This window comes from Micromonospora sp. R77 (assembly GCF_022747945.1).
Lineage (GTDB): Bacteria > Actinomycetota > Actinomycetes > Mycobacteriales > Micromonosporaceae > Micromonospora.
Window position 1 is genome coordinate 127953 of sequence record NZ_JALDST010000001.1, and the last position, 25871, is coordinate 153823.

The 25871-nt window shown below is 71.9% G+C and carries 35 protein-coding genes and 1 pseudogene; 16 read left to right on the top strand and 20 right to left on the bottom strand.

Translation table 11 applies throughout. The annotated features are described in order from the left end of the window. Positions 1–55 precede the first annotated feature (55 nt). The 4 genes from MRQ36_RS00625 to MRQ36_RS00640 all read left to right on the top strand — a co-directional run bounded on the left by MRQ36_RS00625 (position 56) and on the right by MRQ36_RS00640 (position 4028). Positions 56–769 (top strand): spermidine synthase, encoded by a 714-nt coding sequence (locus tag MRQ36_RS00625; RefSeq protein ID WP_242791424.1) that lies wholly within the window; start codon positions 56–58, stop codon positions 767–769. 103 nt (positions 770–872) lie between these two features. Continuing rightward, positions 873–1037 (top strand): hypothetical protein, encoded by a 165-nt coding sequence (locus MRQ36_RS00630; RefSeq protein WP_242791426.1) that lies wholly within the window; start codon positions 873–875, stop codon positions 1035–1037. 80 nt (positions 1038–1117) lie between these two features. Beyond that, positions 1118–2797, top strand: coding sequence for a long-chain-fatty-acid--CoA ligase (locus MRQ36_RS00635; protein ID WP_242800780.1), 1680 nt, complete (start codon positions 1118–1120; stop codon positions 2795–2797). A gap of 124 nt (positions 2798–2921) precedes the next feature. Then, positions 2922–4028 carry an acyltransferase gene (locus MRQ36_RS00640; RefSeq protein WP_242791428.1) on the top strand — a complete coding sequence of 369 codons (1107 nt, stop codon included), beginning with the start codon at positions 2922–2924 and terminating at the stop codon, positions 4026–4028. On the opposite strand, the gene MRQ36_RS00645 is transcribed toward MRQ36_RS00640, so the two are convergent. Together MRQ36_RS00645 and MRQ36_RS00650 are read right to left on the bottom strand one after the other, a co-directional pair. Further along, complete coding sequence (locus MRQ36_RS00645) at positions 4004–4654, bottom strand: GyrI-like domain-containing protein (RefSeq protein WP_242791430.1); 651 nt, start codon at positions 4652–4654, stop codon at positions 4004–4006. The two genes, MRQ36_RS00640 and MRQ36_RS00645, sit on opposite strands and share 25 nt — an antisense overlap. Next, positions 4635–5171 (bottom strand): PadR family transcriptional regulator, encoded by a 537-nt coding sequence (locus MRQ36_RS00650; protein ID WP_242791432.1) that lies wholly within the window; start codon positions 5169–5171, stop codon positions 4635–4637. The genes MRQ36_RS00645 and MRQ36_RS00650 overlap by 20 nt, the downstream gene beginning before the upstream one ends. A gap of 73 nt (positions 5172–5244) precedes the next feature. On the opposite strand from MRQ36_RS00650, the gene MRQ36_RS00655 reads away from it, so the two are divergent. Both MRQ36_RS00655 and MRQ36_RS00660 read left to right on the top strand, forming a co-directional pair. Continuing rightward, a complete protein-coding gene (locus MRQ36_RS00655) occupies positions 5245–5721 on the top strand; it encodes an SRPBCC family protein (RefSeq protein WP_242791434.1) in 477 nt (158 codons plus the stop codon). Beyond that, entirely contained in the window at positions 5708–6805 is a 1098-nt protein-coding gene (locus tag MRQ36_RS00660; protein WP_242791436.1) for a winged helix DNA-binding domain-containing protein, read from the top strand. Before MRQ36_RS00655 ends, MRQ36_RS00660 begins: the two co-directional genes overlap by 14 nt. A 6-nt stretch (positions 6806–6811) precedes the next feature. On the opposite strand, the gene MRQ36_RS00665 is transcribed toward MRQ36_RS00660, so the two are convergent. From MRQ36_RS00665 to MRQ36_RS00675, 3 genes are read right to left on the bottom strand one after another with little or no spacing between them, the layout of a single operon-like run. After that, positions 6812–7465, bottom strand: a complete 654-nt coding sequence (locus MRQ36_RS00665) for a response regulator transcription factor (protein ID WP_242791438.1) — start codon at positions 7463–7465, stop codon at positions 6812–6814. Next, a complete protein-coding gene (locus tag MRQ36_RS00670) occupies positions 7462–8433 on the bottom strand; it encodes a sensor histidine kinase (RefSeq protein ID WP_242791440.1) in 972 nt (323 codons plus the stop codon). The genes MRQ36_RS00665 and MRQ36_RS00670 overlap by 4 nt, the downstream gene beginning before the upstream one ends. After that, the gene (locus tag MRQ36_RS00675; RefSeq protein ID WP_242791442.1) at positions 8430–9857 is read right to left on the bottom strand and encodes a serine hydrolase; all 1428 of its coding nucleotides are present in this window, start codon (positions 9855–9857) and stop codon (positions 8430–8432) included. The genes MRQ36_RS00670 and MRQ36_RS00675 overlap by 4 nt, the downstream gene beginning before the upstream one ends. Positions 9858–9972: 115 nt before the next feature. On the opposite strand from MRQ36_RS00675, the gene MRQ36_RS00680 reads away from it, so the two are divergent. Continuing rightward, positions 9973–10584 carry a hypothetical protein gene (locus tag MRQ36_RS00680; protein WP_242791444.1) on the top strand — a complete coding sequence of 204 codons (612 nt, stop codon included), beginning with the start codon at positions 9973–9975 and terminating at the stop codon, positions 10582–10584. A gap of 13 nt (positions 10585–10597) precedes the next feature. Here the strand turns inward: MRQ36_RS00680 and MRQ36_RS00685 are convergent, their stop codons facing one another. Beyond that, entirely contained in the window at positions 10598–11020 is a 423-nt protein-coding gene (locus tag MRQ36_RS00685; RefSeq protein ID WP_242791446.1) for a nuclear transport factor 2 family protein, read from the bottom strand. 83 nt (positions 11021–11103) lie between these two features. Here MRQ36_RS00685 and MRQ36_RS00690 point away from each other — a divergent pair, with 83 nt between their 5' ends. After that, a complete protein-coding gene (locus MRQ36_RS00690; protein WP_242791448.1) occupies positions 11104–11706 on the top strand; it encodes a TetR/AcrR family transcriptional regulator in 603 nt (200 codons plus the stop codon). Between the two features lie 16 nt (positions 11707–11722). On the opposite strand, the gene MRQ36_RS00695 is transcribed toward MRQ36_RS00690, so the two are convergent. The 6 genes from MRQ36_RS00695 to MRQ36_RS00720 all read right to left on the bottom strand — a co-directional run bounded on the left by MRQ36_RS00695 (position 11723) and on the right by MRQ36_RS00720 (position 15701). After that, positions 11723–12937 carry an RNA polymerase sigma factor gene (locus MRQ36_RS00695; protein WP_242791453.1) on the bottom strand — a complete coding sequence of 405 codons (1215 nt, stop codon included), beginning with the start codon at positions 12935–12937 and terminating at the stop codon, positions 11723–11725. Beyond that, positions 12937–13323, bottom strand: a complete 387-nt coding sequence (locus tag MRQ36_RS00700; protein ID WP_242791454.1) for a YciI family protein — start codon at positions 13321–13323, stop codon at positions 12937–12939. Before MRQ36_RS00700 ends, MRQ36_RS00695 begins: the two co-directional genes overlap by 1 nt. 180 nt (positions 13324–13503) lie before the next feature. Continuing rightward, the gene (locus MRQ36_RS00705) at positions 13504–14319 is read right to left on the bottom strand and encodes a DinB family protein (RefSeq protein WP_242791455.1); all 816 of its coding nucleotides are present in this window, start codon (positions 14317–14319) and stop codon (positions 13504–13506) included. Continuing rightward, the gene (locus tag MRQ36_RS00710; RefSeq protein ID WP_242791456.1) at positions 14307–14876 is read right to left on the bottom strand and encodes a TIGR03086 family metal-binding protein; all 570 of its coding nucleotides are present in this window, start codon (positions 14874–14876) and stop codon (positions 14307–14309) included. The genes MRQ36_RS00705 and MRQ36_RS00710 overlap by 13 nt, the downstream gene beginning before the upstream one ends. Continuing rightward, positions 14863–15345, bottom strand: coding sequence for an SRPBCC family protein (locus MRQ36_RS00715; RefSeq protein ID WP_242791458.1), 483 nt, complete (start codon positions 15343–15345; stop codon positions 14863–14865). The genes MRQ36_RS00710 and MRQ36_RS00715 overlap by 14 nt, the downstream gene beginning before the upstream one ends. Beyond that, positions 15342–15701: a metalloregulator ArsR/SmtB family transcription factor gene (locus MRQ36_RS00720; protein ID WP_242791460.1), complete on the bottom strand. Its 360-nt coding sequence runs from the start codon at positions 15699–15701 to the stop codon at positions 15342–15344. Before MRQ36_RS00720 ends, MRQ36_RS00715 begins: the two co-directional genes overlap by 4 nt. 139 nt (positions 15702–15840) lie before the next feature. Here MRQ36_RS00720 and MRQ36_RS00725 point away from each other — a divergent pair, with 139 nt between their 5' ends. Together MRQ36_RS00725 and MRQ36_RS00730 are read left to right on the top strand one after the other, a co-directional pair. Beyond that, complete coding sequence (locus tag MRQ36_RS00725) at positions 15841–16488, top strand: YdeI family protein (RefSeq protein WP_242791462.1); 648 nt, start codon at positions 15841–15843, stop codon at positions 16486–16488. A 10-nt stretch (positions 16489–16498) separates the two neighbouring features. After that, positions 16499–17161, top strand: coding sequence for an MOSC domain-containing protein (locus tag MRQ36_RS00730; protein WP_242791463.1), 663 nt, complete (start codon positions 16499–16501; stop codon positions 17159–17161). A 27-nt stretch (positions 17162–17188) separates the two neighbouring features. Here the strand turns inward: MRQ36_RS00730 and MRQ36_RS00735 are convergent, their stop codons facing one another. Next, complete coding sequence (locus MRQ36_RS00735; RefSeq protein WP_242791464.1) at positions 17189–17590, bottom strand: hypothetical protein; 402 nt, start codon at positions 17588–17590, stop codon at positions 17189–17191. A 118-nt stretch (positions 17591–17708) separates the two neighbouring features. Between MRQ36_RS00735 and MRQ36_RS00740 the strand changes: the two genes are divergently transcribed. Then, entirely contained in the window at positions 17709–18287 is a 579-nt protein-coding gene (locus MRQ36_RS00740) for a DinB family protein (protein ID WP_242791465.1), read from the top strand. Here the strand turns inward: MRQ36_RS00740 and MRQ36_RS00745 are convergent. Together MRQ36_RS00745 and MRQ36_RS00750 are read right to left on the bottom strand one after the other, a co-directional pair. Beyond that, positions 18266–18571: an RICIN domain-containing protein gene (locus MRQ36_RS00745; protein ID WP_242791466.1), complete on the bottom strand. Its 306-nt coding sequence runs from the start codon at positions 18569–18571 to the stop codon at positions 18266–18268. The two genes, MRQ36_RS00740 and MRQ36_RS00745, sit on opposite strands and share 22 nt — an antisense overlap. A gap of 216 nt (positions 18572–18787) precedes the next feature. Next, positions 18788–19384 carry a TetR/AcrR family transcriptional regulator gene (locus tag MRQ36_RS00750; protein ID WP_242791467.1) on the bottom strand — a complete coding sequence of 199 codons (597 nt, stop codon included), beginning with the start codon at positions 19382–19384 and terminating at the stop codon, positions 18788–18790. Positions 19385–19442: 58 nt separating this feature from the next. Here MRQ36_RS00750 and MRQ36_RS00755 point away from each other — a divergent pair, with 58 nt between their 5' ends. Beyond that, the gene (locus tag MRQ36_RS00755) at positions 19443–20483 is read left to right on the top strand and encodes a hypothetical protein (protein WP_242791469.1); all 1041 of its coding nucleotides are present in this window, start codon (positions 19443–19445) and stop codon (positions 20481–20483) included. 6 nt (positions 20484–20489) lie between these two features. Here the strand turns inward: MRQ36_RS00755 and MRQ36_RS00760 are convergent, their stop codons facing one another. From MRQ36_RS00760 to MRQ36_RS00780, 5 genes are all read right to left on the bottom strand, one after another. Beyond that, positions 20490–20663, bottom strand: a complete 174-nt coding sequence (locus MRQ36_RS00760) for a hypothetical protein (RefSeq protein WP_242791471.1) — start codon at positions 20661–20663, stop codon at positions 20490–20492. Next, positions 20660–20878, bottom strand: a complete 219-nt coding sequence (locus MRQ36_RS00765; protein WP_242791473.1) for a hypothetical protein — start codon at positions 20876–20878, stop codon at positions 20660–20662. The genes MRQ36_RS00760 and MRQ36_RS00765 overlap by 4 nt, the downstream gene beginning before the upstream one ends. After that, entirely contained in the window at positions 20875–21030 is a 156-nt protein-coding gene (locus MRQ36_RS34260) for a hypothetical protein (RefSeq protein ID WP_242791475.1), read from the bottom strand. Before MRQ36_RS34260 ends, MRQ36_RS00765 begins: the two co-directional genes overlap by 4 nt. Continuing rightward, positions 21027–21404, bottom strand: coding sequence for a hypothetical protein (locus tag MRQ36_RS34265; protein WP_242791477.1), 378 nt, complete (start codon positions 21402–21404; stop codon positions 21027–21029). The genes MRQ36_RS34260 and MRQ36_RS34265 overlap by 4 nt, the downstream gene beginning before the upstream one ends. A 134-nt stretch (positions 21405–21538) precedes the next feature. Continuing rightward, complete coding sequence (locus tag MRQ36_RS00780) at positions 21539–22729, bottom strand: helix-turn-helix domain-containing protein (RefSeq protein ID WP_242800782.1); 1191 nt, start codon at positions 22727–22729, stop codon at positions 21539–21541. Between the two features lie 139 nt (positions 22730–22868). Between MRQ36_RS00780 and MRQ36_RS00785 the strand changes: the two are divergent. From MRQ36_RS00785 to MRQ36_RS00800, 4 genes and pseudogenes are all read left to right on the top strand, one after another. Next, positions 22869–23449 (top strand): annotated as a pseudogene (locus MRQ36_RS00785) (HD family hydrolase). A 411-nt stretch (positions 23450–23860) separates the two neighbouring features. Continuing rightward, the gene (locus tag MRQ36_RS00790; RefSeq protein WP_242791479.1) at positions 23861–24205 is read left to right on the top strand and encodes a DUF6193 family natural product biosynthesis protein; all 345 of its coding nucleotides are present in this window, start codon (positions 23861–23863) and stop codon (positions 24203–24205) included. A 68-nt stretch (positions 24206–24273) separates the two neighbouring features. After that, the gene (locus MRQ36_RS00795) at positions 24274–24858 is read left to right on the top strand and encodes a PadR family transcriptional regulator (protein WP_242791480.1); all 585 of its coding nucleotides are present in this window, start codon (positions 24274–24276) and stop codon (positions 24856–24858) included. After that, positions 24855–25865, top strand: a complete 1011-nt coding sequence (locus MRQ36_RS00800; protein WP_242791481.1) for a hypothetical protein — start codon at positions 24855–24857, stop codon at positions 25863–25865. Before MRQ36_RS00795 ends, MRQ36_RS00800 begins: the two co-directional genes overlap by 4 nt. Positions 25866–25871: the final 6 nt, after the last annotated feature.

Genomic DNA, 25871 nt, shown 5'->3' on the forward strand with positions numbered 1-25871 from the left:
GCCCGCCCGGCGGACCGGTAACATCCGGTGACGAAACCGGCGGAAGGATCATCCCGTGGTCGCGCGATTCGAGGAACTGGCCTGGCGGGAGACCCCGATCGGGGAGATCAGCCTGCGTCGCCGCCGCGATCCGGCGCTCGACGTCGACGTGTACGAGGTGAAGCTCGACGACGAGTTCCTGATGTCCAGCCTCTTCCCGGTCGCGGAGATCGAGCTCGCCCGGCTCGGGCTGGCCCCGCTGACCGGCCGGGACCTGGACGTGGTGGTCGGCGGGCTGGGCCTGGGTTACACCGCCCGGACGGCGCTGGAGGACCCCCGGGTCCGGTCGCTGGTGGTGGTCGAGGCGATCGAGGACGTGATCGACTGGCACCGTCGGGAACTGCTGCCGTTCGCCACCGGGCTGGCCGGCGATCCGCGTACCCGGTTCGCCCACGCGGACTTCTTCGCCGCGGTCGCCGACGGCACCGGCTTCGACCCCGAGTCGCCGGGGCGTCGCTTCCACGCCGTGCTGCTGGACGTGGACCACTCCCCCCGCCAGGTGCTGCACCCCAGCCACGCCGCGTTCTACACGGTGGACGGGTTGCGGCGGCTGGCCGCGCTGCTGCACCGCGACGGGGTCTTCGCGCTCTGGTCGAACGACCCGCCCGACCCGGCGTTCCAGCGGGTGCTGACCGAGGTGTTCCCCACCTCGGTGGCGCACGTGGTCCGCTTCCCCAACCCGTTGCAGGGCCGGGAGTCCGCAAACACCGTCTACGTGGCGCGGCACTGACCGCCGCCGCGGGCACGGCGGCGGCGGGAACGGCACCGGACGCGCATGGCCGGCGGCGGAACGGGAAGCCGGGCGGTCGGCATCCTCGTCACGGGAGGCGAACATGCGCGCCTTGCTCTGGGTCGTCGGCGTCGTCGGCGGCGCGCTCATCCTGCTCGGGCTGCTGCTGGAGGCGGTCCGCTGGCTGGTGATCATCGGGATCATCGCGCTGGTCGCGGTGGTGGTGTGGGCCTTCCTGCGCGGCCGGCAGGCGATGCGCCGACGCTGATCCCGGCTACGGCTCAGTAGGTTACCGAGCGGTAAGTTATGCTGCGCGTGGTGCCACCCCCACCCAGCGAGGAGACGGCGATGGACCCGACCGCGCAGCGGCCCTGGACCCGCAGCTACGCCCCCGGCGTACCGGCCGACGTCGCCGAGTCGACCGACTCGCTGGTCGACCTGCTGAGCTCCGCCGCCCGCCGGTTCGGCTCCCGGGTGGCGCTGGACTTCTTCGGCGCCACCACCAGCTATGCCGAGCTGGACGCCCAGGTCACCCGCGCGGCCGAGGCGTTGCGCCGGCTCGGCGTGGCGCGCGGCGATCGGGTGGCCCTGGTGCTGCCCAACTGTCCGCAGCACGTGGTGGCCTTCTACGCCGTGCTGCGGCTCGGCGCGGTGGTGGTCGAGCACAACCCGCTCTACACCGCGCAGGAGCTGGCCCACCAGCTCACCGACCACGGCGCCCGGGTGGCGGTGGTGTGGGACAAGGTCGCCCCGCTGGTCGTCGGGCGCGGCAAGGTGGAGACCGTCGTCGCCGTCGACCTGACCCGGGCGCTGCCACCCCTCAAGCGCCTCGCCCTGCGGCTCCCGCTGGGCAAGGCCCGCGCGGCCCGGGCCGCGATGACCGCGCCGGCGCCGGGCACCCTCGCCTGGTCGGGGCTGCTCGCCGCCGCGACCCCGCTGGCCGCCGACCATCCCGCGCCGCGCGCGGAGGACACCGCGCTGCTGCAGTACACCGGCGGCACCACCGGCACCCCGAAGGGCGCCATCCTCACCCACGCCAACCTGCGGTCCAACGCGGCGCAGGGCCGCGCGTGGGTGCCGGGCCTGCGCGACGGCGAGGAGACGGTGTACGCGGTGCTGCCGCTCTTCCACGCGTACGGGCTGACGCTCTGCCTGACCTTCGCGGTGAGCGTCGGCGCCACGCTGGTGCTCTTCCCCCGCTTCGACCTGGAGCAGGTTCTCGACGCGGTGCGCCGCCGCCCGCCGACGTTCCTGCCGGCCGTCCCGCCGATCTACGAGCGGCTGGCCACCGCCGCCCGCGACCGTGGCGTCGACCTGACCTCCGTCCGGTACGCCATGTCCGGCGCCATGGCCCTGCCACCGGCCACGGTCGAACTGTGGGAGTCGGTCACCGGCGGCCTGCTCGTCGAGGGGTACGGCATGACCGAGACCTCGCCGATCACCCTGGGCAACCCGGTCTCCCCCGCCCGTCGACCCGGCACCGTCGGGGTCCCCTTCCCCTCCACCGACATCCGGATCGTCGACCCCGAGGACCCGTCCCGGGACCGCGGTCAGGGCGAGGCCGGTGAGCTGCTGGTACGCGGCCCGCAGGTGTTCGCCGGCTACTGGAACCGCCCCGAGGAGACGGCACAGGTGCTGCTGCCGGAGGGCTGGCTGCGCACCGGCGACATCGTCACCATGGACCGGGACGGCTTCGTGACCGTGGTGGACCGGATCAAGGAGCTGATCATCACCGGCGGCTTCAACGTCTATCCGTCCGAGGTGGAGGAGGCGTTGCGCCGCCTCCCCGGCGTACGCGACGCCGCCGCCGTCGGGATGCCCGGCCGGGACGGCGAGGAGGTCGTGGCCGCCGTGGTCCTGACGCCGGACGCGACCGCCGATCCGGACGCCCTCCGCGCCGCCTGCCGGGAGCACCTCGCCGGCTACAAGGTGCCCCGCCGGATCGTGGTGGTGGACGACCTGCCCCGTTCCCAGATCGGCAAGGTGCTGCGCCGCCAGGTCCGCGACACGCTGCTCGCCGGCCACTGAGCCGCCGCACCGGCTCGGGTGCGACCGTCACCGGGGCGCGACCTCGAGGCCGGTCCGCCAGTTGAGCTGGTGCGGCTCGTGTCACCGGACCGACCCGGGTCGCCTCCAGTACGGTCTCGGTCCGGTGGATACCGAGGAAACCGTGCGACCAGGCCAACGGCTCTACGAGATCGACCTGCTGCGGTTCATCGCCGCGCTGGGCATCGTGATGCTGCACTACACCTTCCGCGGGCAGTCGACCGCCTATGACTTCGCGCCGCACCTCGGTCGGGTCGCCCAGTACGGCTACCTGGGTGTGGACCTGTTCTTCGTCATCAGCGGCATGGTCGTCCTGATGAGCGTGTGGGGGCGCACCGGCCGGGAGTTCCTGGCGTCCCGGATCTCCCGGCTCTATCCCGCCTACTGGCTGGCCGTCACGCTGACCGCCGTCGTGGTGGTCGTGGTCCGGCCCCCGTGGCATTCCGAGGTGACCGTCACCCAGTACCTGGCGAACCTGACCATGTTCCAGTCGGTGGCGGGCATCCCGCACGTCGAGGGCGTCTACTGGACACTCTGGGTGGAGTGGCGCTTCTATCTGCTGCTGCTCGGTTTCACCCTGATCGGCATCACCGTGCGCCGCACCCAGTGGCTGCTGTGGGGGTGGCTCGCCTGCGGCGTCGCCATGCAGGCCCTGCCGGTGCCCGAGGTCGTCCGGGCGGGGTTGCGGTTGGTCGTCCAGCCGCAGCTGTGCCACTACTTCATCGCCGGGATGTGCCTCTATCTGGTCCACCGGCACGGCATGACGCTGTCGCGGGCCGCGCTCCTGGTGGCCTGCTTCGTCAACGCGGTGGTGCAGGCTCCGCCCCGGTTCGAGGAGCGGGCGGGACTGACCCCGAGCCTGACCGTCGTCACGCTGATCCTCGCCGGGATCTTCACGGTGATGACCCTCGTCGCGACGGGGGGCACGAGGTGGCTGCGCCGGCCGTGGCTCGCCACGGCCGGCGCGATGACCTACCCGCTCTACCTCATCCACTCCACGGCCGGCACGGTCCTGTTCAACGCCCTCACCGCCGTGCTGAACCCGTGGCTGGCCCTGCCGCTGGTCGTCGCCACGATGTGCGCGCTCTCGTGGCTGATCGCCACACAGGTGGAGAACCGCTGTCGGCCGCTGCTGACGGCCCGGCTGGCGGGTCGGGCCCGGCCGCCACGGACCAGCCCGGCCGTCTCCTACGCGGGTTCGTCCCTCTCGTAGGTCGTGACCGGCTGCCGGAGGACGGTGCGTCGCCGGTCGGGGGCGACCCGGCGGAAGTCGCTGAGATAGACCTCGTGGTGGGTGCCGGCCGGGCGCAGTCCGTGGTCGGGGAGGAACCGGTGATGCAGCCGGGCGAGCACGTCGGCCTCGTCGTCGAAGGAACCGACGTGCAGGGTCTGCACGCATCGCCCCTCGGTCAGGGTCCGGAGGCGGACGTCGTCGAGGCGTGCCGGTCGGTGCTTCGCCCCGGCCTGCGCGACGGCGGCCGTGACCATGGCCTGGTCGATCCAGTCCGGCACCATCAGCATCAGCGTCCAGTCCCACCGGGACTTGTCCCGTGCGGTGGTGAAGGTGGCCATGTCCTCGGCCCACCACAGGCCCTCCAGGGGCGGGACGACGTAGTCGCGCCCGAGCTCCCGCTTGCTGGCGAACTTCAGCTGGTACGCCACCGGGTAGAGCGCCTCGACCGCCTCGGCGAAGGCGGGCGAGGTGTTGGGGTCGCCGTGGCCGTCGGCCGTCAGGTATCGCAGGTCGGGCACGTCGACGAGCCGGAACCGGCCGCGTGGCGCCCGGTAGGCGTCGAGGGTCTTCCTGAAGTCGATCTTGTCAGCGGTCCTGATCGTCACCGGGCACCTGGGCTCGGGTGGCGAGCCACTGCCTTTCTGCCTCCAGGAGGCCGAGGGAACAGGAGAAGACCTCACGCGCCGCGAGCGGGAGGGGGGCCTGCGCCGACCGGGCGGCGTGGATCGCGGCGATCCGGGCGTCGATCTGCGCCAGCCGGGTGCGCAGCGCCTGCGCGTACTGCTGAGTCGTGAGCAGGGACAGGTTGGCGAGCCCGACCAGCAGCGGCTGCGGGACCGGCCGCGCCTCGGCGACCAGGGCCAGCGCGTTGCGGGCGGCGACCCGACGCCCCTCGGCCGTGGCGTGGAAGACCCGCCGGGACTTCGCGGTGGCGGGCGCCTCCGGGACATGGAGCAGGCCACGCCGTTCGAGCTTGGCCAGCAGGTAGTAGATCGACGAGAACGCCACATCGGTCCACTGTCGGATGCCGCGCTGCTCGATGACCTGCGCCAGGTCGTAGCCGTGCTGCGGCCGTTCGACGACCAGGCCCAGCACGGTCAGCTCGGCGGGAGTCAACTCCACGGCATTACTCTAACACTGGAATAATCGTGCGTCGTGCCGGTCGAGGGGCCGTCCCTGGTCATAGGATCGGGCCATGGCAAGGACCGACCGGGCCAGCCGGGTGATCGCCGCACCACCGACGACCGTGTACGCGGCCCTGCTGGACCGCGCCGCGATCGAGGCATGGCTGCCGCCGGAGGGCATGCGCGGGCGGGTCGAGCGGTGGAACCCTCGCCCCGGTGGCGGGTTCCGGATGACCCTCACCTACCTCGACCCCACCGACAGTCCGGGCAAGACCTCGGACGCGACGGACGTCGTCGACGTCGGGTTCGTCGCCCTGACGCCGCCGGAGCGGGTCGTGCAGCAGGCCGTGTTCGCGGCGGACGACCCCGCGTACGCCGGGACCATGACCATGAGCTGGCACCTCGCCGCCACCCGCGGGGGCACCGAGGTCACGGTCACCGCCACCGGCGTGCCACCCGGCATCGACCAGGCGGCCCACCAGGCCGGCATCGCCTCGTCCCTGGCCAACCTGGCGGCATACCTGGCGACGGCCGATGGACGTGGCTGACCGGCGGCAGGTGCTGAACTTCCGCGTCCGGGCCCAGCAACTCGACCGGACCGGCGGCTCACTCGCGGACACCGCCGTCCTCGACATCGGGGTGCAGGACACCGGTCCGGACGGCAGCCGGTGGGCGCTGGCCGTCCGCGGGGTCGACGTGGCCGCGGTGTCGGCCGAGGAGCTGACTCTGCTGTGGACCGTACGCGGCGCGCCCCACCTCTACCGACGCGCCGACCTGCCGCAGGTGGCGGCCGCGGTCGAGCCGTTCTCCGACGCCGACGCGGGCAAGCGCATCTTCGACGCAGCGCGGCCGTTGAAGGCGGCCGGCATCGGCAACCTGGCCGCCCTCGACGAGGTGGCCGCCCGGATGCGGGACGTCGTCGGCGGGCCCACCGTCAAAGGGGAGGTCTCCGGTCGCCTGGCCGAGATGATGCCCGAGCCCTACCTGCGGTTCTGCCGGCCGTGCAGCACCACCCACCTGTACGAGATGCCGTTCCGGCTGGCCGCCGTGCGGGCCGGGCTGGAGCTGCAACTGGACACCTCGCCCCCGGTGCTGCGCCGCATCCCCGGGTTCACGAAGGCGGCCACGCCGGGCGGTCGGTTCGACCTCATCCGCGCCTACCTGCGGTTGCTCGGCCCGGCCACCCCCAAGCAGGTGGCCGGCTATCTCGACGCGCCGGTCAAGGAGGTCAAGGCACACTGGCCGGCGGATGTGATCGAGGTGGAAGTCGAGGGCGAGGCGCGCTGGCTGCTGGCCGCCGACGAAGAGGCGCTGCAGCCGGCCGACGTCACGGCGATCCGCCTGCTCGGTCCGTTCGACCTCTTCCTTCAGGCGCGGGACCGGGAAACGCTGGTGCCGGACCCGGTCCGGGCCAAGGAGTTGTGGCCGGTGCTGGGTCGCCCCGGTGCCGTGCTGGCCGACGGTGAGCTGGTCGGCACCTGGCGGCCCCGCAGGACCGGCCGGACGTTCACGGTTGCCGTGCAGCCGTGGCAGAAGCTGCCCGGCACCCGTCGCAAGGCCATCGTCGAGCAGGCCGAACGACTCGCCGCGTACCGTGGCGTCCCCCTCGCCGGCGTCGACTTCGCCGACTGACAGTGCTCACCCGTCGTGGGCCAGCCCGGCCTCGTAGGCCAGGATCGCCGCCTGGACGCGGTTCTTCAGGCCCAGCCTCAGCAGGATGGCGCTGACGTGCGTCTTCACCGTTCCCTCGGCGAGGGAGAGCGACCGGGCGATCTCGTGGTTGGACATGCCCCGGCCGACGAGCGCCAGGACCTCCCGCTCGCGGGTGGTCACCTGCTCCAGCCGGGTCCGGGCCGTCCTGGACCGCACCAGCCCGTCACCCAACTTCGTGATCACCCGCTGGGCGATCCTCGGGGACAGGAAGGCCGCTCCGTCGGCGACCGACCGTACGCCGAGAATGAGCTCGCGCGGGTCGGCGGCCTTGAGCAGGAAGCCGCTCACGCCGAGGGCGAGCGCCCGGGCCACGTACTCGTCCTCGTCGAAGGTGGTCAGCATGACCACCGCCACCGCCGGCGCCACCGCGGCCAGCTCGGCGGCGGCGGACAGGCCGTCGAAGCCCGGCATCCGGATGTCCAGGAGCGCGATGTCGGGCCGGTGCCGCCGGACGAGTTCGACGGCCTGGCTCCCGTCGGCGGCCTCGGCGACCACCTCGATGGCCGGATCGGTCGTCAGGATGGCGGCCACCCCGACCCGGATCGCCGGCTCGTCGTCCGCGAGGACCACCCTGATCATCGCCGCTCGACTCCTGTCGCCGGTGCGGCCGGCAGGTGGGCGGTCACCGTGAACGCGCCCTCCCCGGCGTGCGCGTGCACCGTGCCGCCGATCAGCTCCACGTGCTCCCGCAACGTGGCGATCCCGGTACCGGTCCCGGCCGGTGCGGGCGGCCGCGCGACCGGGTTGCGCACGGTCACCGCGATGGTGTCGCCGACCGGCTCGATGCGGACGTCCACGTCAGCCCCGGGCGCGTGCCGTGCCGCGTTGGTCAGTGCCTCCTGCACCACCCGGTACACGGCCCGGTCGGTAGTCGGCGCAGTCACCCCGTCGACCGTGCTGCGCAGGTGGACGGTCATCCCGGCGGCCCGCGCCCGCCTGACTAGTGCGTCGACGGACTGGTCCACGGCGGGATCCGACGTGGTGCGTAGCTGGTGCACGGTGCGGCGGAGCCGGTCGGTCGCGGCCACCGCCGAGGCCCGGAGTTGCGCGGCGGTCTCCCGGTCGGCCTCGGTCACGTCGGGCCCGAGTTCGAGCGCGCCGGCCCGCAACGCGATCAGGGCCAGCTCGTGGCCGATCGCGTCGTGCATGTCGGCCGCGAACCGGGCGCGTTCCCGCAGCCGGGCGCGGTCGGCGACGAACTGCCGCTCCCGTTCGAGGTGCGCCACCCGCTCCCGCCCCGCCCGGACCAGATCGGCCTGCTGGCGGCGGAACCGGCCGGCCAGCCACGGCAGCGTCACGAAGACACCGAGCGCCAGCAACGCGCCGGCGCCCGCCGACACGTCGATGACCGCGTACCCGGCGGCCGGGAGCGCGACGGCCGCCAGCAGCACCACGTCGCGCCGCACCGGCAGGTGCCGCCCGTGGAGGTGGGCGGCCACCACCAGGGCCGCGAACAGCGCCTGCCGCCACGCCGGCAGCCGGTCCATGTCGAGGCCGTTGAGCACCGCGCAGCCGGCGAGCAGGACCAGCAACAGGCCGTTTCTCACCGGGCCGACCCTACCGATCGCAGGCGGGTCAGCCGCGCGGCGGCGGTCGCCAGCCCGGCCACCGCCGCGACGGCGAGCGTGATCGTCAGCGGCACCGGGAAGTACGTCAGCTGAGCCCAGGTGACGGCCCGGCCGTTCATCAGGAACGACACCCACTGCGGATACGTGGCGAACACCGCCACCGGCACCAGTACCCCGACCAGTCGGAGCGCGGTCCACCACCCCGCCCGCCCGGCACGTCGGCGCGCCCAGCGACCGGATCGGCGTACCCCGAGAATCCCGAGCCCGACGGCGGTCAGGGCGGTGAGCGCGAGGATCAACTCGGTCGTCTGCCGTCCCCCGCCCGGCGTGGTCGGCCGGCGGCCGTCGGCGAGGGCGACCAGCCCGAGCAGGACGTCGTACGTGTCGTCGTGCAACGAGGCGCTGTTGGTCAGGACCGCGAAGCCGAAGCCGGTGGCCGGGTCCACCGCCTGGACCGCCGTGTACGTGAACAGGTTGCCCGAGTGCACCAGCAGTTTGCGGCCCGCCACCACCTCCTCCCCCCAGCCCATGGCGTAGTCGGCGCCCCGGGGTGGCTCGTGGAGTACGGCCAGGCTGCCCGGCGTCACCACCGGCGGGCCGTAGCCGGCCTGGCTGATCAGCCAGCGGCCCAGGTCGGACGCAGTGGTGACCACCCCGCCGGCACCCCCACGGAACCCCGGCAGCTCGGTGCGGGGCACCCAGGCGCCGTAGACGGAGACGAACCCGTCCGCCGGCCGCACCACCCGGTCCCCGACGGCGCTGCCGGCCATGCCGAGCCGCCCGAAGACCCGCTCCCGCATGGCGACGGGGAAGTCGCGCCCGTCGACGACCTCGACCAGCCGGGCGGCGACGTCGTAGTTGACGTTGCAGTACTCCCAGCGGGCTCCGGGCTCACCGGCCAACGTGCCGGGTCGCAGCGCGGCCAGGTAACCGGCGAGGGTCGTCGCCCGCTGGGTCGCGCCGATGTCGACCGTCCGGTCCGACAGGCCCGAGGTCTGGTTCAGCAACTGCCGCACGGTGATCCGGGCGGCGCGCGGATCGGCCATCCGGAACTCGGGCAGGTAGGTGGCGACCGGTCGGTCCAGCACCACCCGCCCCTCGTCCACGAGGGTCATGACCGCCGCCGCGGTGAACGACTTGCTCACCGACGCCACCCGCATCGGCGTGTCGGCGGTGACCGGCCGGCCGGATGCGTCGCGCCCGAGCCCGGTCGCGTGGACGACCCGGTCCCGGTGGGTCACCACCGCGGACATCCCCGGCAGTCCGGTCGAGTCGGCGGCCTTCCTGAGGTAGCCGTCGATGGCGGTGGGCGTGAGGGCAGCCACCGGCCCGTCACCCCGGGCGGGCCCGGGCGCGGCGACGACCAGGGACACGACGACAGCTGCCAGAAACGTCTTTCGCATGGGTCGAACCTAGGAACCGGCGAGCGCAGAAGCGCCTGGCGATGGTCGCGGCCGACCCCTGACGAAAGTCGTAGCCGTCGACCACGTCGGACCGTGTCGTACTAGCCTTCGCCGCATGGCCCTGACACCGGACGAGTTCTACGACCACGCGATCTCCGTCGCGGACGGCGAGCGCCGGCTCCCGCTGGCCCGCATGACGGGTTGGCAGATCAGCCCCTTCGAGCCGGACGGGCTGCGGGTGTCGCCGTTGCGCCCGCCGGTGCTCCCGGAGCCCTCGCGGCACGGCGAGGACCCATCGGACTGCAGCTCCTGCCGGGACCGGGACGAAGGGATCTGGGTCAACGACCACTGGCGGCTGACCCGGATCGCGGGAGTAGGTGTCCCGCTGGTGCTCATGCTCCATCCGCGCGAGCACTACGACATGGCGGATCTGCCCGACGAGCTGGCCGCCGAACTGGGCCTGCTGAGCACCCGCATCGTCCGCCACGTGCAGGCGCTGCCGCACATCTCGCGGGCCCACGTCTATCGCATCGGGGACGGCGGCGCGCACCTGCACGTGTGGTTCTTCGCGCGGCCCGAGGGACAGGCCCAGCTGTACGGATCGTGGCTGGTCGTCTGGGACGACCTCCTCCCGGAGTATCCGGCGGACGTCGCGGACGCGGACGCGGAACTCGTGGCGGACGCGTTGGTGGCGTCCCACGGAGGCCGTCGGCTGCCCACCGGGTGACCGGCCCCTTTTGCTACGCGCCCGCCCGGGCGGTGCCGGCGAGCGCCTCGATCAGCGGCAGCGGGTTGACGTAGTCGCGGCACGAGAGGATCTGGCCGTCCCGCACGCGGAACACGGCGATGACGGTCTGCTGGAACGGCGCGCCGGTCGGCACGACGGTGCCGTGTGCGTCGTACTCGACGATGACCACGTGGGGATCGGTGGTCTCGTGGAGCACGACGTGGCGGTGCTCGTCCACCCGGATGGCGGCGTCGGCCACCCGGGCCAGGTGCTCGCGGATCGCCGGCCGGCCCTGCACCCGCGCGGGCACGCCCGGCGGTCGGTACGGCCACTCGAGGTAGCCGTCGGGCGCCATCAGCGCCACGAACGTCTCGACATCCCGTTCGCGGCCGGCCCGGAGCACCCTCTCGACGAGTTCGCGCGGTGTGCCGGTCATCGTCCCACCTCTCGTTGAACGCCTGTTGATTGAACGACCGTAGAATGAGGATCGGGCTCTGTCAACGACCGTAGAATGAGCAGGTGACGGAGCCGAGCGCCAGACCGACCCGGGCCCAGCAACGCCGCCGGACCGAGGACAGGATCCTCGCCGCGGCCCGCCAGATGTTCGCCGAACTCGGCTACGACCGCACCACGATCCGTGCCGTGGCCCGGGCGGCGAACGTCGACGCCGGCCTGGTCATGCACTACTTCGGCACGAAGGACGAGCTCTTCGCGCGGGCCGCGACGCTGCCCGCCGACGAGGTGCCCGGCGATGCCGTCGACGAGGTGCCCGAGGGGCTGCTCACCTCGCTGGCCAAGCGCCTGGACAGCGAGCCGGCGGCCTCACTCGCCGTCCTGCGTTCCATGCTCACCAACCCCGACGCCGCCGACCGGTACCGGGCGGCAGCCGAGCCCCAGCTCGCCCGGATCACCGCCGGGATCCCCACCGCCGACGCGGAACTGCGCGCCAGCCTGCTCAGCGCCATCGTCCACGGCGTGATCATCGAGCGTTACCTGCTCCGACTCGGCCGCCTCGCCGACGCCCCGCCTGACCAGATCATCGACCTGCTGCGCCCGTGTTTCCAGGCCCTGGCCGCGGCGGAACCGCCACCGCCGGCCGACCAGCCGTCGATCGAGGACTGAGCGCCCGCCGGGGATGTCAGCTCAGGGTGGCCGCCTTGCACAGCAGCACCGAGCGCTCCCGCTGGTTGGTGCAGAGCCGGGCCGCCCGCTCCAGCTCGGCGCACGCCTCCGGTCGCCGGCCGAGCCGGGCCAGCAGCTCACCGCGCACGGTGGGGACCAGGTGCGAACCGGGGAGCCGGTCCGCGGCGATCAGCTCGTCCACGATGGCCAGGGCCTGCGCCGGGCCCGAGGCCATGGCGACGGCGACGGCCCGGTTCAGCTCGACCACCGGCGAGGGCGCGACCCGGCCGAGTGCCTCGTAGAGCAGCACGATCCGGTCCCAGTCGGTCGCCTCGACCGAGGGCGCGGAGGCGTGGGTGGCGGCGATCGCCGCCTGCAGGCCGTACGGACCGAGGCCGCGAGCCGATGCCCTGGCCAGCGCGGCCAGCCCGCGGCGGACCGCCGATACGTCCCACCGCCGCCGGTCCTGCTCCGCCAGCAGGACCGGCGAACCGTCCGGGGCGGTCCGGGCCGGGAAACGCGCGGCCGTCAGCTCGAACAGGGCGAGCAGGCCGTGCACCTCCGGTTCGGCCGGCTGCAACGCGGCCAGCGTGCGGGCCAGCCGAATCGCCTCGTACGCGACCTCGGGACGCAGCAGCCGGTCCCCCGACGTGGCCGTCGCCCCCTCGGTGAAGATCACGTAGAGGACGCCGAGCACACCGCCGAGCCGCTCGCGGCGCTCGTCGGCAGCCGGCAGCTCGAACGGCACGCCGGCCGCCGCGATCGTCTTCTTGCCCCGGGTGATGCGGGCCTGCACGGTCGGCACGGTCACCAGGAACGCGCGGGCGATCTGCTCGGTGGAGAGGCCGCCGACGACGCGCAGGGTCAGCGCCACCCGGGTCTCCGGGGAGAGCACCGGGTGACAGCTGACGAACATCAACGCCAGCACGTCGTCGTCGATCCGGTCCGGGTCGATTTCCTCGTCGACCCCCGGGTCGGCGGCCAGGAGGGCGTACCGGTGTCGGAGGGCAGCCTGACGGCGGACCGCGTCGATCGCCCGCCGCCGGGCGGTGGCCATCAGCCAGCCGGCCGGATTCGCCGGGGCGGCGAGCGGCCAGGACACCAACGCTTCGGCCACCGCCTCCTGGGCCGCGTCCTCGGCCAGCCCGAAGTCGCCGGTGAAGCGGGTCAGCGCGGCGACGATCCGCGCTGACTCGATCCGCCAGACGGCCTCGACAGCGGCCGCACCCATCAGAGCGGGCCGTTGTTCCCGCTGCCCTGCGGGACCTCGTCGGCCTCGGCCACCCGCCGCACCTCGATCTTCGACCCGAGGGCCGCCGGGACCCGCGTGGCCCACTCGACCGCCTCACGTTTCGAGGCGACGTCGAGCAGGAAGTAGCCGCCGAACAGTTCCCTGGTCTCGCCGTACGGCCCGTCGGTGACCACCGGGGCGGCGCCGCTGAAGTCGACCACGACGCCCTGGGCCGGATCGTCCAGCCCTTCCGCCGCGAGGAGCACACCGGCCTTGATCATCTCCTCGATGAACTGGCGGGTGGTGGTCATCATCTCGTCGATGTCGGCCATCATCGCCGCGTTCGACTCGTCGGTACCCCGCATAATCAGCAGGTACTTCGACATCGCGTTCTCCTCGTCCGGGGCCGCCTGTCGGCCCTCGCACCGTCACGTCGAACGCGCGGCCCGCGGATCGACACGGCCGGCGGAGAAATTTCCCGCCGCGGCGCGGCCGGTCCCGCCGCCCCGCGTTCGCCCGGCAGCGGCAGCACCCGATGTCTCTGGGCGGGGGCCTTTCGGGCCTTGTCACTGTGCGTCGAGGTCGCGCAGGGCGTAGCGGAGGTGCTCCCACTCCTCCTCCAGGATCACGTGCAGGCAGTGCACAACCGGCTCCTCGCGCTCGGCCGACCAGGCGGTCGGTCGCGACTCGGCGAGCAGCTCCGGCGTGACGTCGGCGAGGAAGTCGCGCACCATGGCCTGCCGCTCGGCACGCAGCTCGAGCGTCTCGGCGAGGGTCGGCTGCCCGGTCGCGAAGATCGACGTGTCGTATCCGTCCGTCTCGTACTCGACGTGGGGTTGGCCGAGCGGGTGGAAGGGCTGCGGCCGCCGCTGGATCGCCTTGCCGAGCCACGCGTCGGTGGCGAACGCGAGGTGGCGCAGGGTCTGCGCGAACGACCACTCGCCGTCGACCGAGACGTCGGCGGCACCGTCGGGCATGGACGCGACGCGGTCGACCGCCGCCGCCCAGGCCCGCTCCAGCGCCGCCCACGCCCCGCGCAGGCCGTCGGGATCCATGGCGTGCCGCAGCTCTCGCCCGGGAAACCGCCGGTTGAGCTCGGCCTCGACGAGCGGCGCCACGTCGACCCCGTTGACCACCAGCGCACCGTCCGCGAGCCACGGCGCGTCGATGTCGAGCCCGCGCACGTCGACGCCCCGCATCACCGCGCCGGCCAGCGTCGACCTGGTAAACCGCGCGCCCCGCAGATCCCTGTCGACGAACATCGTGACGTCGTCCTGGGCCACCTGGTTCTCCCTCCCTTCGGCGATCGCGGCGATGCTAACGAGCGGGTCCGACAACGATGCCGACGAGCCGGGACGGGCGCTTCGGGTCAGGCGGTCCACTCCGGGTCACGGCCGATGAAGCCGAGCAGTCTGGTCTGCGGGTCGGCGTCGTCCTTGACCGGTACGCGGGGACCGTACTGCCCGGACGAGCGGATGATCTCCTCCATCGGCTGCATCCCGGCCAGCAGTTGCGCACAGTGCTCCCGGTCGAGGCGGTCGTCCTGGCCGGTCGCCCGGGCCAGGTCCCAGGTGTGCATGAACACGTCGGTCGTGTAGAACTGGTCGATCGCGCGGTCCAGCGGCAACTCGCCGAGATGCGGATTCGACAGCCGACGGCCGGCCGTGGCCGGGTCGTCGAGCAGGGACTGCACCGCGTCGCGGTGGGCCTGCCACGCGGCGGCCGGGTCGTCGTCGACCGACGGCCCGGCGGGCAGCCGGACACCGGCGCCGGCGGCCAGGAACGGCGGCAACCATTCGGTGAGGTGGCGTACGACGTCGCGGGCGGTCCATCCGGCGACCGGCGCGGGCGCGTCCCACGACCGGGCACCGTGGACCCGGTCGGTGAACCCGCGGCTGACCTGTCGGTGCCGCTCGGCGGGCCGGTCAGACAGTGCCATCGGCGAGCAGCCCTTCGAGCTTTGCGTAGCCCTCGTTGACCCCGGTCTCCATGCCGCCGGCCAGCCATGCGTCGCGGGCCTCGAAGCTTTCCACCAGCGACTGGGTACGCAGCAGCGTCCGCCCGCCGTCGAGCCGCTCGAACCACAGCGTCTCCAGCGCCACGCCGTCGGGTTGACCCTCGAAGGTGAAGGTCTGGACGATCCGGTCCGGCCGTACGTCGTGGAAGCAGCCCCGGAACGCGTACTGCTCCCCGTCGCGGGTGGCCACGTAGCGCCAACTGCCGCCCGGGCGCGCGTCCCACTCCTCGATGCGGGTGTCCATCCCGTCAGGGCCGACCCACCGCACGAAGAGCTGCGGATCGGTGTGCGCCCGGAACAGCTGCTCGGGCGTGGCGTGGAACTCTCGGCGCATCCGGATGATCGGCACCTTCGGGTCGGCCTCGATGGTCGTCTCGGTGATGGCGCTCATGCCACCCTTCCTTCCTCGGTCTGGTCGGTCGTGTCCTGGTTCATCTGTGCCAGTACGGCGTCGAGGCGGCGGTACCGCTCCTCGGCCTGGCGCCGGTAGCGTTCGATCCACGTCTCCATCAGGTCGAAGACCTCGACTTCCAGCCTTACCGGACGGGGTTGCGGCCCAGCGGGCCGGCTCACCACCCCGGCGTCCTCCAACACCTTGAGGTGCTTGTAGACCGCCTGCAACGAGATCGGGTAAGGCTCGGCGAGCTGGTTCACCGTCGCGTCGCCCACCGCCAGCCGAGCCACCATGTCGCGCCGGGTCGGATCCGCGAGCGCCGCGAAGACCCGCGACAGCGTGTCCGCCGCCATCGACACCCCTCCCGCACTTTCAACCTGCTAGTTGAAAATCAAGCTACCCTCGCCGTGCGACCGCGTCAACCGAAAAGGTGAAAGCGCAGGCCAAAGCGGCAGAGGCCAAGGTGTCACAGCGCAGCGATAGCCTGCTGTCATGGCGAGGGCGGAACTGGATGAGCTGATCGTTGCCGACGCCGACGGGCTTCGCGCGTGGTTGTCGGTCAACCACGCCACGTCGCCCGGCGTGTGGCTCGCCCTGACCAGGAAGGGCGGCACGGTCACCACCCTGACCTGGCAGCAGGCGGTCGACGAGGCCCTGTGCTTCGGCTGGATCGACGGGCAGGCCCGGAAGCGGGACGAGGAGAGTTCCTGGATCCGGTTCACCCCTCGCCAGCCCCGCAGTTCCTGGTCGCAACGGAACGTCGCCCACGTGGCCCGGCTTGAGGCAGACGGGCGCATGCAGCCGGCGGGCCGCGCCGCGGTGGAAGCCGCGAAGGCGGACGGCCGATGGGCCGCCGCCTACGCCCCGCCGTCCGAGGCGGAGGTGCCGGCCGATCTCCTCGCCGCCATCGCCGCCGAGCCCGCCGCGCAGGCCATGTTCGACGTGCTCACCAGGACCAACCGGTTCTCTCTCATCCACCGCGTCAACGCCGTGAAACGGGCGGAGACCCGGGCGCGCAAGATCAGCGAGTTCGTCGCCATGCTGGCCCGACACGAGACGATCCACCCGCAGAAGGCCACCCCTGTTGGCTCCGCCGGGCCGCCGGAAACCGCGGCGCGCGCCGACGACGCCGACGGCTAGGCTGCCGGCCGTGTCCACGATCGTCTCGGTCAACCTGGCGGTGCCGCAGCCCAACCCGGCCAAGGGCGTCGGTGTCACCGGCATCGACAAACGGCCGGTCGACCACCCGGTGCCCGTGCGGGCGCCAGGACCGAAGACGACGGGGCTGCACAGCGGCCTGGTCGGCGACCAGATCTTCGACATCGAACACCACGGCGGCGACGACCAGGCGGTCTACGCGTACGCGCGGGAGGACTACGACTGGTGGCAGGCGCGGCTGGGCCGCCCGCTGGCCAACGGGCTCTTCGGCGAGAACCTGACCACCGAGGGCGTGGACGTCAACGGCGCGGTCATCGGCGAGCGGTGGCACATCGGTCCGCGGTTGGTGCTCCAGCCGACGTTCGGCCGCATCCCGTGCGTCACGTTCGGGCACCGGATGGGCGAGCCGCACTGGGTCAGGACCTTCACCCGTGCCGATCGCCCCGGGGCCTACCTGCGGGTGCTGGAGCCGGGCGAGGTGCGCGCCGGTGACCCGGTGACCGTGGCGGACCGCCCGGCGCACGGGGTGACGATCGCGCGCGCGTTCCGGGCGTACCTGACCGAGCCGGAGCTGCTGCCCGAGCTGATCGGGATCGACGGGCTGCCCGACGACCTGCGCGAGACGCTGGCGGAACGGCTCCCCCGCCAGCGCTAGCACCGGCGCCCCGTGGCCGGCGGCCCGTCACCGTTCCCGGCAGCCCGTCGCTACGCCGTCGAGCTGCGCCAGCACCCGCAGCCGCAGGGTCCGGTACTGCTCGCGGCATCGTCGCGGGACGCCCGGTGGCCGGTGCTGCACCTCACCGCCGACGACGACCTCTTTCGGCCGGAACTGATCAGCCGTGAGGTCCACCTGGCGACCGTCGGGCAGCCGGTTCCAGTAGTGGTGACCGACCTTGGCGGCGCCGACGAAGACCTCGCCGAGGACCAGTTCCCCGCCGAGCAGGTCCTGGACGACCAACGCGGTCACTCCGCACTGCCCCCGGGCGGGATTCTCCGGCCCCCAGTCCCGCGCGTCGTGCGGGTCGCAGGTGTCGGCTCCCCAACTGGCGCGAAACATCGGGTGCAACTCTTCCAGGGCGAGCATCTGCGAAACCCTCCTCCCTCGCCGGACACCTGCCGGACGCTGAGGTGAAGGGTGCACCCTCGACCGGCTTGAGGATCAAGGGGAAGCGTCGTCGGTCGCGTCGTGGAATGCTTCGGGCATGCCGTCCCTCCCACCGACCTTCGCCGACCAGGTCATCGCCCAGCCGCCCCGGGCCCAGTTCGAGTCGTTCCTCGACGAGCACCGCGACGCGCTCAACGGTTGCCTGGACGGGCTGACCGAGGAACAGGCGCGCCGGTCGTTGGTGGCCTCCCGGACGACGCTGCTGGGCCTGGTGAAGCACGTGACCTTTGTGGAGAAGGTCTGGTTCGACCAGGCCGTCACGGGCCGGTCGCGCGCGGAGATCGGCATCCCGGCGGCGTCCGAGGACTCGTTCCTCCTCACCGACGACGACACGATCGCCACCGTGCGGCTCGCGCACCGCGAAGCCTGCGCGGCGGCACGCCGTACGACGTCGGCCTTGGAGCTGGACGACATCCTTCCCGGACATCCGCGGGGTCCGCTTCCGCTGCGGTGGGTCTATCTCCACGTGCTGCGCGAGCTCGCCCAGCACTGCGGGCACGCCGACATCCTCCGTGAGCAACTCCTCGACGAACGGCCCGTGGGCCCGGCTTCGGTAGGGGTTCCGCAGCTCGGAGAGTTGCCTGCGGACACCGGTCAGGCCTTCGGCGCACCGTAAGGGAGCGCGAAGAGCCATTGTTGCGGGATGCGACCGTGGCGAGCCTCGAACCAGGGCTGCCACCCGGTGTCGGCATCCTCGTTCAAGGTGAGGAACAGGTGATTGCCCATCGACTGAACGGTGTATCCGATGCCGTCGGGCGTGCCGCTCAGTCGCCACCGCTGCGAAGGAGAACCGTCGGGCTCGCGCATCTCGGGATGCGGTGCGGCGCTCAGCGCCAAACCGTTCGACTCCGAGACGATGAGGACCTCCCCCTCGACGCCGCTGGGCCTCAGCGTCCACAACTGCTGCGGCTGCCCGTGTGCGGCCCAGACGATGACGCCATGGTTCGGCTCCGCAGCGTATGCCGTGTCCAGGCCCTTTCCGCAGGATCGCGCGACGATGACGAAGGGACCGGCGACCGGTGGAGACAGCTGTCGGACTCACGACCGACATGCTCACTGCGCTGACCGTCGCGTCAGTTTTCCGAGCACCCCCGGCGGTGCCCGCTCGGCTCCCGGTCAGTGGGTCAGGCCTCGGCCGCGCACCAGCGGCAGGAAGATCTCGTCGACGATCTCGACCAGCACCTCGTCGGGCACGGACGGAATCCCCCGCAGGGCGTACTCCCCGCGCAGGAGCATCAGTGGCAGCGCCGCCACCCGCGGCTGCACCGCCTCCGGGGGCGCCTCGCCACGGGCCACCGCCCGGCTGAGCAGGGTGAACCAGGCGGCGTTCATCGCCCGGCCGCCGGCCTGCTCGCGCAACAGCTCCAGCAGCGCCGGCTCGTCGGCGGCCGCCGCCAGGAGGTCCCGCAGGATCGCCCCGAAGGGTGAGGACCAGGTCGCGTTGGCCCGCCGCAGCAGCTCCAACGCGTCGCCCCGGAGGCTGCCGGTGTCCGGCGTCGGGGTGCGGGTGTCGGCCAGGTGCTTGTAGGCGGCGATGCCGAGCGCGGCGCGCTGCGGCCAGCGCCGGTAGATGGCGTTCTTGTTGGTGCCGGCGCGCCGGGCGACCTTGTCCATCGTCATGCCGGCGTAACCGGAGGCGGTCAGCTCCTCGGCGGCGGCCCGCAGGATCGCGTCCTCCAGCTCCGCACCTCGTCGTCGCTGTCCGGCCGCCACGGTACGCATCGTACGCCAACCCATGTAAGGTACTGCCCGTACCCTAAAGGAGGTAGCAATGCGCGCCTGGGGCGTCACCTACGACACCGGCTTCACCACCGTCGGAACCACCACCCACGAACCCTTCGACCCCGACGTCGTCGCCCGGGACATGCGGGTCATCCGCGACGACCTGCACGCCGACGCCGTCCGGATCACCGGTGGGGTCGCCGACCGCCTGGCGGTCGCCGCCCGGCACGCGGCAGCCGCCGGCCTGGAGGTCTGGTACTGCCCGTTCACCAACGACCTGACCCCTGACCAGCTCCTGACCTTCCTGCTGGACGCCGCCGAACGCGCCGAGCGGATCCGGCGGGACGGGGCGAACATCCGGTTCCTCACCGGCTCGGAGATCAGCATCATGACCCTCGGGATCCTGCCCGGCGCCACCCTGACCGAGCGGGCGGCCGTCCTCACCGACCCGGCGCGGGTCCGCGAGGTCCTTCCCACCGTGCAGCGGGAGACCAACGCGCTGCTGGCCCGCGCCGCCGCGGGCGCCCGCGCCCGTTTCGGTGGCCTCATAGGGTACGCGTCGCTCCCTATGGAGGCGGTTGACTGGACGCCGTTCGACTTCATCGCCACCGACGCCGGCTACCGCGACGCCAGCAACGCCGCCGCCCTGCCGGCGAGCCTCGCCGCCATGACCGCCCGGGGCAAGCCCGTCGCCGTCACCGAGTTCGGCTGCGCGGCCTTCACCGGCGCCGCCGACCGGGGCAGCCGCAGCGACATCATCGAGTACGACCAGCACACCGCGCGGCCCGTCCGACTCACCGAACCCGTCGATCGCGACGAACCCGAGCAGGCCGCCTACCTGCGCGATCTCCTCGACGTCTGGGACGCCGGTGGCGTGGACACCGCCTTCGTCCAGACCTTCGCCGCCCGGCACCTGCCCACCTCGGACGATCCCGCGCAGGACTTCGACCGGGGCAGCTTCGGCATCGTGAAGGTCCTCCCACCCGGCCGCACCGGGACCGCCTACCCGGGCATGCCGTGGGAGCCGAAGGCCGCCTTCCACTCCTTGGCCGAATACGGTCGCGCCCGGGCCGGCGCGTCCACGGTCTGACGCCGCTCACGCGAGGCGCTGGAGACGGACCTTCGGCTGCTCGTTGCGCAGGTGACCTTGCTTGTGCTGGCGGACCTGCTCGTCCCACACCTCCTGGTCGTAGTCCGGATCCGGCGGGATCCACCTGTGCGAACCGTCGCTGTAGTGGAACTTCTCGTCCCCCGGTCGCAGGATGCTCACCGCAGCCACCCCAGGAAGCGCCGGTGCAACGCGCCGGCCGGCGCCCAGCTCAGGTCCGCAGTGGCGTGGACGAGCTGCGCCCCCAGGTACAACGCCAACGACACCGGAGCGTCCGCGTACTCCGCCCGCAGTTCACGGCGGCGGGTCGCGCACGGCCACGGCGCACCGCAACCACCGCACGACCAGACCGGCGGCACCGGGCCGTGGGTGGTCACCCGCGCACCCCCGGGAACCGCGCGGCGGCCGCCCGCGCCCGCTGGCCGGTCACCCACTCCACCTGCCGGCACGGGTACGGCACCAGCCGCGCCCGGCGCCCCACGCACATCCCGTCCCGACCCCGCAGGTGTACGGGCTCGTCGTCGCTCACTGCTCCCCCTGGTCCGGCCAGTGGCCGCGGTTGATCGGGATGCGGTGGCGGGCTCGGCACGGCAGGTCCGCACCGCACCGGCAGACCCGCCGCCACCTCCGCCAGCTCCACAACGGCCGGTGCCGCCGTGCGAGCGTCAGCGCGACAGCGAGCAGATACGCCTCGTATGTGACCCGTGGCGCGAAGCGGCCATCGCACCTACCGCTGACGCCGAGGAGGGACCAACGCAGGCTCGGCACCGCTGGCCCGACCTCGCCGGTCGGCGTCTGATCCGGGTTGGCCATCGCGAGGATGCGACGCTTCGCCGCCTCCTGCTCGGCCGCCTGGATCTGCTGGCCCAGACTCTGCCGCGCGGCGTCGCGCCGACCGCCCATCGCTACCTCCGCCGGTAGGGGCGCGATCGGTCAGCCGTGAGAGAACGTGGCTCCGCCGCACCCGGCCACGGGAGACAATCGCCTCCTCCGAAACGGACAGTAGAGCCGACAGGTGATCGCGTAATTACCGTCGGTTATGACGCCAGGTTGATGCCCAGTCGGCCGGCCAGCAGTCGCAGATCGCGCGGCACGGCCCGCTGCTTCGCCCGCTGCGCCATCGCCACGACCGCATCCTGCACCAGCGGATTCAGCGCGAACGGCACGGGCGCGGCCTGCTCCGCCCGTACGAACGCTGCCAGCGCCTCGGTGTCCCGCCGGCCGGAGTCGGCCAGCGCACGACCGAGGTCGACCCAGTAGGACATCTGGCGGATCGATGCCACGAGGATCTGGGGCCGCACCGTTCGGGACAGCTCGATCACCCGGCCGGGCTCCCCCGATTCCGCCGCGATGGACATCTCCCACAGTCCCACGTTGGTCGGCCCGAAGCCGCAGCCGTTGAAGCCGGCGCCGTCCGGCGGATCACCGAGGGTCGCCGCCTCACGAGCCGCCTCGGTGAGATGATCACGAGCGACATCAGCTCGCCCGCTCACTGTGGAGGTCAGCGCGGCCGACAGGTGCAGCTGCCCGAGCATCTGCCGGACCCTCTCGTCGGCGGCCGCAGGCTGAAGCGCAGCCAGCGAGCGGTCGGCAGCCCGGGCGGCCAGCGGAGCGGACTCGATCGGCAGACTCTGCGCGTAGGCAAAGCGGGATGCGGCGAGCCACGCCGGCTCCTCGGCCTCCTCGGCGGCGGTCACCGCGATCCGAGCGGCGTTGAGTGCCAGGTGCCGGTACCCGAGATTGCGCAGGCAGGTCGACGCCTGGTACGCCACCCGAGCCAGTACGGTGCCGCCGATCGCCGCGGCGTCCAGCAGCAGATGGGGAAGCATCCGGGCCATCGCCGGATAGTTGCAAAGGTTGCGAAGCTCGTCGCTGCGTGCCACGTCGGCGGTCAGCTCATTCCTTCCCCGGCTCGATGACCGGCGCTCACCATCCTCGATCTCGATGAGAGCGGACCAGATGGCCGGTACGCTCTCGGCGGCACGCTCCCGAGCCGGATCGCCGGGCTCGGTGCCCTGCCCGAGCAGATCAGCGACCGTGACCTGCAACGCGGCGGCGACGGCGACCAGGGTGGAGCGTCGGTCGATGGTCTTGTGGCCGGACTCGACCTGCGAGATGTACGGCTGGCTGACCCCCGCCAGCCCGGCGAGAACGGCCTGGCTCATTCCGCCACGGCGCATCCTCCAGTAGCGGATCCGGGCACCGATCGTGTCTGCCTTGGTAGCCATACCTTCGCCTGCTTCCAGGTCGAGGACTGGGACTGCCGACCAGTCCAACTCGTGGGTAGCCGCCAATCGGACGGTACCGTGTAGCCCTCAGCCGCGTCTCGGGCCATGTCGGGCGGGTTGACCGGACAGGGACGGGCAGATGAGCGACGACCACGACGCCGCCGGGGCGATGAGTTTCATCTTCGAAGCGGGTGTGCTGAAGCGGGCAGCGCGAACCGGCTGGTGGTTCGCCGGCGTGAAGAACCCGGGTTCATCGCCGAGCACTCGTTCCGTACCGCGCTCATCGGGATGATGCTGGCTGCCATGGAGGGGGCGGACCCGGCGCGCGTATCCATGCTGTGCGTTCTGCACGACACCCAGGAAACCCGGATCACCGACATCCCCCACATCGCCAAGCGCTACCTGACCGCCGCGCCCAACACCACCGTCACCGCCGACCAGGTTGCCAACTGCCCTCCTGTGGTCGCCGACGTCATCACCGATGCCGTCACCGAGTACGAGGCCGGCGAGACCCTCGAAGCCGTCGTGGCCCGCGACGCCGACAAGCTGGAATGCCTCGTCCAGGCCGTCGAGTACCGCCACCAAGGCATCGACAACGTCCAGCGGTGGATCGACAGCTCGCGGGCTGCGCTCAAGACCGAATCGGCTCACCGCCTCGCCGACGCCGCAATCCACGGGCAACCTCTCGCCTGGCTGAACCCGCCTCGACAGCCTGAATAACATCCCTGAAATCAGCGCTCTACCACTTCGGTGGGGTGACTATCGGTCCTGATCATCGGGCACGTCGCCACGCATGGGCACCCGACCGCCTGTGTGGACCCTAGGATCGGGATGATGGCGGAGAAAGGGCTGACGGTTCGGCCGGCGAGCCTGGCGGATGTTGTTTCATTGGTGGAGCTGCGCCTGGCCAATGCTGAGGCACACCTTGCTCTCGACGCTGCCACTTACCGCGTTCCGCATCCGGCCTGTCCCTCGGTAAGAGCGTGGATCAGCAGCAGTGAGGTCGTCATCGGGGCCGGATCATGGCACCGAGGCCGCGTTCCACGACGGTGTGTCCCACGTGCCGTCGGCGGTCCAGCGGCGCAGACGCTCGTGGCAGGTCGTCCACGGCGCTCAGGAAAGGTTGTGCAGATGGAGCCGGCAGCAGCGGCCGACAGAGCTTGGCGCGAACTGTTGGATGACAAGCAGCAGTGGTGGTCGGAGCATCCGGTCTTCAAGGCCGCCTACGAGAACCCCACGTTGCGCACGCTCTTCCCCTTCGCCACGCACGGAACGCTGAGGTTCTTCAGAACCCCGTGGGCCTGGCCCGACAAACCCGTTCACGACCTGCCGCTCATCGCCTGCGGCGGCCCGCCCTACCAGGTCATCTCCGCCGGTTACGAACGGCTCATCGGTCTGGCCGGGTCAGCGGAGGAAGCCGTGGAGCTTGTCGTCGCCAATCTGCCGCCCTCGACCGGGCCCGGTCCCGTGCACTGATCCAGGGCGTCGTCCCCGGCACCCGACCCGGCCTTGCGAATAGTCGTATACGCCTATAGGTTGCTCGGGTGCCCCTGAATGCGTCCCGGAACAGCCTGGTGTTGCCGATCCTCGGACTCCTCGTCGAGCAGCCGGCACACGGTTACGACCTCACGACACGTCTGCGCGAGCGATACGGACACCTCCCGGTCACCCGCAGCACGGTCACCACCCTGCTGAAGGCGCTCGACAAGGCCGGTCTGGTCTCCGCCCGTCCTCCCGAGCGAGTGGACAACCGGCCACCACGTACGGCGTACCAGTTGACCGCCGCCGGTCTGGCCGACTTCCGCCGCAAGGTCGAGGCCGGGGTGCGCGACACCCCCGCAGCGTCCGTGGACTTCGTCATGGCGGTCGCCTATGTCGGAGTTCTTCCGAGCGAGCACGCGTCGTCCATCCTGTCCGGTCGGGCCGACCGACTGGACCAGGAACTGGCCGCCCTTTCGCAGCTCCCGGACGGCGACGTACTCGAAGTGCACATGCTCGAAGTCGCCTACTGGCGCACCATCGTCGCCGCCGAGGTCACCTGGCTCCGGACCCTGGTGCGGCGAATGCGGACACACGAGATCGCCTGGCCGGTCCGGCAGATCGACCAACACGGGAGGGCAGACGCGTGAAGTTCGGTATCTATCCCGGCGGGCGGGCCGGCACGGTCTGTTCCCACCCACCCGACGTCGCCGCGATCCGCCGCGTCGTCGCCGACCTGGCGGGCGGTCGTCCCTTCGTCATCCGCGAGTACGTGCACTTCTTCGGCGACACGGCACCGCCGGACGTCGTCACCTCACTCGGCGCCGAACACGAACTCGACCACCTCACCATGCCCGACGAGTGGTACGTCGAGGACAGCCGCGAACTGGATCTCGTGGTCAGCTACCTCCCCCGCGTCGCCGACCTCTCCGGATGGCTGAAGTTCCTCGACACTGTCATCGACCGCTACGGTCACCTGACGCGCTACCTCCAGGTGACGCTCGAACCGAACTTCCCCATCCCGCTCATCGACGGGAGCGCTCCCGGCGTCCTCGAAGCCCTCACCGTCGGCATCCCGCACGCCCGTGCCGTACTGGACCGGCAAGGGCTCCAGCACGTACGGGTCGGCTTCTCGGTCGCCGAGCCAGCCGAATGGTTGGGCGGCGACGAGCAGTTCTGGTCGTACCTCTCGTCGCTCCCGTACCGGGACTTCGCGGCCCACGTCGACTACGTCGGCCTGGGCCTGTATCCCGACGCCTTCTCACCCGTCGCCCCGCGAGGCAACCCGAGAGACACCGCATCCCTCACCAGACACGCCCTGCACCACTTGCGGAACGGATCCCTGCCCCGGGCGCACATCCCACCCGGCACTCCCCTCCACATCGTGGAGAACGGCACCCCGAGCGGGTCACCGCGCACCGAGCAGGACCAGTGCGACTCACTGTCCGACATGCTCGGTGTCATCCTCGCCGAACAGGAGACGCTGAACATCACCCATTACGAACTGTTCAGCCTGCGGGACGGCGACAGTGGTTCCACGGAACCCACCGGGACCCTCGGGCTCCTCACCGACACCTACCGACCCAAGCCCGCCTTCGCAATCTACCGCGACATCGTCCGCGGCAGTGGCGAGCTGCCCGGCACCGACCGTCCCTGAGCGCGG

Excerpts from the sequence above, each read along its gene's own strand:
- MRQ36_RS00740 (WP_242791465.1), top strand. The coding sequence starts at position 17,709 with ATGCCGTCCCTCCCACCGACCTTCGCCGACCAGGTCATCGCCCAGCCG.
- MRQ36_RS00695 (WP_242791453.1), bottom strand. The coding sequence starts at position 12,937 with ATGGGTGCGGCCGCTGTCGAGGCCGTCTGGCGGATCGAGTCAGCGCGG.
- MRQ36_RS00715 (WP_242791458.1), bottom strand. The coding sequence starts at position 15,345 with ATGAGCGCCATCACCGAGACGACCATCGAGGCCGACCCGAAGGTGCCG.
- MRQ36_RS00725 (WP_242791462.1), top strand. The coding sequence starts at position 15,841 with ATGGCGAGGGCGGAACTGGATGAGCTGATCGTTGCCGACGCCGACGGG.
- MRQ36_RS00630 (WP_242791426.1), top strand. The coding sequence starts at position 873 with ATGCGCGCCTTGCTCTGGGTCGTCGGCGTCGTCGGCGGCGCGCTCATC.
- MRQ36_RS34265 (WP_242791477.1), bottom strand. The coding sequence starts at position 21,404 with ATGGGCGGTCGGCGCGACGCCGCGCGGCAGAGTCTGGGCCAGCAGATC.
- MRQ36_RS00755 (WP_242791469.1), top strand. The coding sequence starts at position 19,443 with ATGCGCGCCTGGGGCGTCACCTACGACACCGGCTTCACCACCGTCGGA.
- MRQ36_RS00720 (WP_242791460.1), bottom strand. The coding sequence starts at position 15,701 with ATGGCGGCGGACACGCTGTCGCGGGTCTTCGCGGCGCTCGCGGATCCG.
- MRQ36_RS00635 (WP_242800780.1), top strand. The coding sequence starts at position 1,118 with ATGGACCCGACCGCGCAGCGGCCCTGGACCCGCAGCTACGCCCCCGGC.
- MRQ36_RS00655 (WP_242791434.1), top strand. The coding sequence starts at position 5,245 with ATGGCAAGGACCGACCGGGCCAGCCGGGTGATCGCCGCACCACCGACG.
- MRQ36_RS00735 (WP_242791464.1), bottom strand. The coding sequence starts at position 17,590 with ATGCTCGCCCTGGAAGAGTTGCACCCGATGTTTCGCGCCAGTTGGGGA.
- MRQ36_RS00685 (WP_242791446.1), bottom strand. The coding sequence starts at position 11,020 with ATGACCGGCACACCGCGCGAACTCGTCGAGAGGGTGCTCCGGGCCGGC.
- MRQ36_RS00710 (WP_242791456.1), bottom strand. The coding sequence starts at position 14,876 with ATGGCACTGTCTGACCGGCCCGCCGAGCGGCACCGACAGGTCAGCCGC.
- MRQ36_RS00780 (WP_242800782.1), bottom strand. The coding sequence starts at position 22,729 with ATGGCTACCAAGGCAGACACGATCGGTGCCCGGATCCGCTACTGGAGG.
- MRQ36_RS00665 (WP_242791438.1), bottom strand. The coding sequence starts at position 7,465 with ATGATCAGGGTGGTCCTCGCGGACGACGAGCCGGCGATCCGGGTCGGG.
- MRQ36_RS00680 (WP_242791444.1), top strand. The coding sequence starts at position 9,973 with ATGGCCCTGACACCGGACGAGTTCTACGACCACGCGATCTCCGTCGCG.
- MRQ36_RS00675 (WP_242791442.1), bottom strand. The coding sequence starts at position 9,857 with ATGCGAAAGACGTTTCTGGCAGCTGTCGTCGTGTCCCTGGTCGTCGCC.
- MRQ36_RS00790 (WP_242791479.1), top strand. The coding sequence starts at position 23,861 with ATGGAGCCGGCAGCAGCGGCCGACAGAGCTTGGCGCGAACTGTTGGAT.
- MRQ36_RS00700 (WP_242791454.1), bottom strand. The coding sequence starts at position 13,323 with ATGTCGAAGTACCTGCTGATTATGCGGGGTACCGACGAGTCGAACGCG.
- MRQ36_RS00660 (WP_242791436.1), top strand. The coding sequence starts at position 5,708 with ATGGACGTGGCTGACCGGCGGCAGGTGCTGAACTTCCGCGTCCGGGCC.